General features: G+C 68.5%; 1 protein-coding gene and 1 pseudogene. Both read right to left on the bottom strand.

Features of this window, described 5'->3' with window-relative positions; all coding sequences use genetic code 11:
• Positions 1-320: pseudogene (gene pscQ, locus JWG88_RS21440) on the bottom strand (SctQ family type III secretion system cytoplasmic ring protein PscQ); the annotation flags it as partial.
• Positions 317-409 (bottom strand): hypothetical protein (locus JWG88_RS22290; RefSeq protein ID WP_353740711.1); only part of this gene is annotated, 93 nt, incomplete at its 5' end. The pseudogene pscQ and the gene JWG88_RS22290, both read right to left, overlap by 4 nt.

Genomic DNA, 409 nt, shown 5'->3' with positions numbered 1-409 from the left:
TACCAGACCAGGCCGGGAAAGACGTTGCCTTCGCGCTCCAGCAAGGCCAGTTGCAGGGCCGCCGGCAGGCTGGCGAAGGCTGCCTCCTGCAGGTTCGGCGCGAGCCAGGGGGCCAGTGCCGGAGCCTGGCAGAGAAAGCGCAGGGGCAGGCCGTCCCACGCCAGGCTCAGTTCGAGATCGACGTCGGGGGCGGCCTGGGCGGTGTCCAGGCGCGCTTGCAAAGCGTTGCCGGCATAGTGGCGACGGCAACGCGCGAGACGTCGCTGGAGATCCAGTTCGGCGCGGCTGGCGAGCGGCAGGTCGAGGTCCGTACCGTTCATTCGGCTTGCCACTCTTCATGCAGGTAGCGACGTTGCCGCGAGCGCTGGCCGCTGTCCTGCTGCTGGTTGAAGGTGAGTTGCACCGGTTG

Source organism: Desulfopila inferna (genome assembly GCF_016919005.1).
In the GTDB taxonomy this organism is placed as follows: Bacteria; Desulfobacterota; Desulfobulbia; order Desulfobulbales; family Desulfocapsaceae; genus Desulfopila_A; species Desulfopila_A inferna.
The sequence above is the reverse complement of the archived record's forward strand: the minus strand, read 5'-3'. Positions and strand labels throughout refer to the sequence as shown.